Annotated in this window: 1 protein-coding gene and 1 riboswitch; the gene reads right to left on the bottom strand. The window is 70.2% G+C overall.

Annotated features, from left to right (window positions below; genetic code table 11):
• Positions 1 to 26: 26 nt before the first annotated feature.
• Positions 27 to 2,141: an APC family permease gene (locus tag DSX2_RS12280; RefSeq protein ID WP_020881425.1), complete on the bottom strand. Its 2,115-nt coding sequence runs from the start codon at positions 2,139 to 2,141 to the stop codon at positions 27 to 29.
• Between the two features lie 354 nt (positions 2,142 to 2,495).
• Positions 2,496 to 2,629, bottom strand: a riboswitch (cyclic di-AMP (ydaO/yuaA leader).
• Between the last annotated feature and the right edge of the window lie 279 nt (positions 2,630 to 2,908).

Here is a 2,908-nt window from a genome sequence, read left to right as displayed (position 1 = left end):
CCCCCCCCCCGCCGGAGGCATGCCGCCTACACCGCGCAGTCCGCCCCGTGCGGGGGCGGGGCGTCGTCGCGCACGCGGGTCTTGTCCACGGCGATGGGCATGATCATGAAGGGGATGCCGTGCCTGCACATCTGCCGTTGCAGGGAGAAGACCACGGAGTTGTGCAGGATGCGGGTGAGGAAGGTCTCCTTCTCGAAGACGATCTGCCCGCCGAAGAAGACGGCCCTGGGGAAGCGCTCGACCAGGGCGGGGGCCAGGGCCATGACCTCCTGGGCCACTTCGGTGCCCACGGCCCAGTGGGCCTCGGCCGCGTAGCCGCGCGCCTGCATGAGGCGGGTGTAGCGGGAGAGCCCCCGCTCCATGGACTTCTTGAGGTTGGCCAGCTCTTCCGGGGTCTTGAAGACCGAGGCGTCGACCACGCCGACCTGCAGGAAGACGAAGTTCCTGAAGTCGTGGCGGTAGTAGCGGAAGACGTCGAACAGGGTGTGCAGGCCCAGGCCGTTGAAGCCGTTGACCAGGAGCACGGCCGTGGGCGCGTCCGGGTCGATCTCGGGCGGGCCGCTTCTCTCCTGCCCGGCGCAGGCGTCGTGCTCGCCGGGGCCGGACGCGGGGGCGCGGGCGGGCACCTCGGTGCAGGCGTCGTCCGCGCCCTCGGGCGGCACGAGCACGTCGAGCGAGCGCAGCAGGCGGCCCACGCCGTCGTAATGGCGCCGCACGGCCACGGCCAGCCAGATGAGGCAGCCGGTGATGACCAGGGTGACCCAGCCGCCCTCGTCGAACTTCACGGCGATGACCGAGACGAGGATGAAGGCGGTCATGGCCAGGCCCAGGCCGTTCACGAGCAGGCGGCGCCAGGCGTGGCCCACGCTGCGGCGCTCGCGCCACCAGTGCAGCACCATGCCGAGCTGCGAGAGCACGAAGGTGATGAAGACGTTGATGGAGTAGAGCACGATGAGCAGGTCCACGGAGCCGCGCGTGGCGAGCAGCAGGAGCATGGCCGCCCCGCCCATGAGCAGGATGCCGTTCTCCGTGACCAGCCGGTCCGAGAGGCTGGCGAAGCGCGTGGGCAGCCAGCGGTCCAGGGCCATGTTGGCCATGACGCGCGGCCCGTCCACGAAGCCCGCCTGCGCGGCCACGAAGAGCAGCAGCGCCTCCGAGGCCAGGGTGAGCATGACGAAGCCCTGGCCCCAGGGCGCGGGCCAGCGGGCCGTGACCGCGGAAAAGGCCACGGCGTTCAGCGTCATGCCCGGGTGGTCGGACACGTTGAACAGCAGGTAGAGCAGGATGATGCCGATGACGGTCACCGAGAGCGACGTGGCCATGTAGAGCATGGTCCGCTTGCCCGTGGCCACCTTGGGCTCGCGCAGGATGGGCAGGCCGTTGGACACGGCCTCGATGCCCGTGTACGTGCCCGCGCCCATGGAATAGGCGCGCAGCAGCACCACCACCAGCCCGACCGCGCCGAGCTCGGAATGCGCCGCCGAGAGGTCGCGGCCGAGCCGCGTGGCCACCTCGCCCACCGCGGCCAGGTGCGTGCCCAGGCCCATGGCGATGACCACGATGTGCGTGATCACGAAGACCATGAAGACCGGCACCAGCACCTTCACCGACTCCTTGACCCCGCGCAGGTTCATGAACGTGAGCAGCAGCACGCCCGCCGCGGCCAGATGGATGCGGTAGGCCGCCCAGGCGGGCGGCAGGAAGCTGAACACCGCGTCCGCGCCCGAGGCGATGGAGATGGTGATGGTCAGCACGTAGTCGATGAGCAGCGCGCTGCCCGAGATCATGCCCAGGTGCGGCGAAAGCAGCCTGGAGGCCACGATGTACCCGCCGCCGCCCGACGGGAACAGCTCGATGATCTGCGAGTACGAGGCGCTGATCACGAAGATCGTCAGCGCCGAGGCCAGGGCCACCACCAGCGCCAGCACCGTGTGCCGTCCGAGCGCCAGATAGGCCTCGGCCGGGCCGTAGCAGGACGAGGACAGGCCGTCCGCGCCTAAGCCCACCCAGGCGAAGAAGGCGATCAGCGAAAGCTTGTGGAAGATGGAATGGTCGCCGAGGTCGAGGCTGCCGCCCACCAGCAGGCGGCGCAGGCCGCCCCCGGAAGGCCCCGCGGACCCGGCTCGCTTGGAATCGTTCATCTGGTCCTCCTGTGCGCCTCATGGGCGCGTCGCTGCGCGGCAGCCGCCGCGCGGATACGGCCGGACACGCTCCCGCGCCCCGCGCAGGCCGCAACACGGCCGTGCGCGGGCTCGGATGCGGCCCGGGACACGAAAACGACTATCCCGTGGGAATCAGGAGGAAGGCGGCGGCGCGCTGCAGTCCGCCCACAACGGGCAGGCCGAGCCGGTGCGCACGGCAATGCCGGACGCATGGCGCCACATGAACGATCGCGGGATGGAAGTGCGGAATCCACGGCGCGCAGGCGCGCCGCACAGGCGGAAAGAAACCATGTGCAAACCTCCGGCTTTTCGGAGGCGGGCGCGCACCCGGCGTGCCCGTCCCTTCGACGCTTGCGAGGTTAGCTGACGGGCTCGGGCCGAAAGGTGCCCTATGCGCTCGCGCGCAATTCGCCCCAAGAATTGGGTCCCCCGCTCCCGGACCATCCGGGACTCAGCGTTAGCGCGGATAATAGTGCCGGGCGAGTCGGGCGTCAATATGGGGGAGCAGTGGGACGTGGCGTGGATGAAGAATGCCTCCGGCGGCCAGGACGGGGGCTGCGCGCCCCCTTCCTGGACCTTCCCCGCGCCAGGCTGAGCCTGGACCCGTTCCGCGCGCGGCCCGCCCGGAGATAGGACACGGGCGACCTGGGCGTGGGAGGCTTGTCGGGGATGGGGTGTGACCGTGCGCCGTGGGGTGGAGGGGGAAGAATCGGGCCGTATTTTTCGCCGGACGGCGAAAAATCCGG

This window comes from Desulfovibrio sp. X2 (assembly GCF_000422205.1).
Lineage (GTDB): Bacteria > Desulfobacterota > Desulfovibrionia > Desulfovibrionales > Desulfovibrionaceae > Alkalidesulfovibrio.
The sequence above is the reverse complement of the archived record's forward strand: the minus strand, read 5'-3'. Positions and strand labels throughout refer to the sequence as shown.

Bases quoted from the DNA above. Each gene is read 5' to 3' on its own strand.
- DSX2_RS12280 (WP_020881425.1), bottom strand. From the start codon at position 2,141: ATGAACGATTCCAAGCGAGCCGGGTCCGCGGGGCCTTCCGGGGGCGGC.